Here is a 665-nt window from a genome sequence, read left to right as displayed (position 1 = left end):
ATGGATTTGCCCTCGGGCAGCCGGTACAGGGGCGTATCGGAGCCCTTCTTGAAGGCGGCCTCGGCGTAGACGTCGAAGGGCCCCAGGGCGGTGGACAAGTCGAGCCCGAAGCGAGGCTTGCGGCTGCGCTGGAGCACGGCGCTGAGGCCGAACTCGGATTCGCCCAGCACCACTTCGGCGCGAGCGGCTCCGCCGATGCGGCCCAGGGTGGAAGCGGGCCCTGCGTTGTCCAGCAGCGCGATGCCGTAGAAGTTCCAGCCCTTGGCTTCCCAGGGCACGTGGAGCTTGAGCATGGAGGCGCCGGTGCGCGCATCGAAGACGGCGAGCGGGTCCTTGCGCTGGGGCGAGAGGAAGTCAGTGGGGTTCCAGAAGCGGGAGGTGCCCCACTTGACGTGCTGCTTGCCGGCGGTGACGAACACCGTGCGAGCGATGTCGAAGCGCAGCCAGGCCTGGTCCAGCAGGACGCGCGGGTTGGGTACGGTGGTACCCGGCGCGTTGGTGGAGCCATCGCCGGGGTTGGCGCCCAGGAAGCTGGAGGTGGTTTGCGAGGGGAGGGTGGGATCGAAGCTGAGCCTGCCGACGACCATGCCGCGCAGTCTGTCGGTGGGGCGAGCGTCGAAGTAGCCGTCCACGAGGGTGGGAGCCGAGAAGGCGGTGCTGCCGAA

The 665-nt window shown here is 68.9% G+C and carries 1 pseudogene; it reads right to left on the bottom strand.

Going from position 1 to position 665, the window contains the following annotated elements:
- A pseudogene (locus KY501_RS52890) lies at positions 1-665 on the bottom strand (hypothetical protein); the annotation flags it as partial.

It is taken from the genome of Hyalangium versicolor, assembly GCF_020103695.1.
Taxonomy (GTDB): domain Bacteria; phylum Myxococcota; class Myxococcia; order Myxococcales; family Myxococcaceae; genus Hyalangium; species Hyalangium versicolor.
Note: the sequence above shows the minus strand (reverse complement) of the source record. Positions and strands in the feature narration are given on the sequence as shown.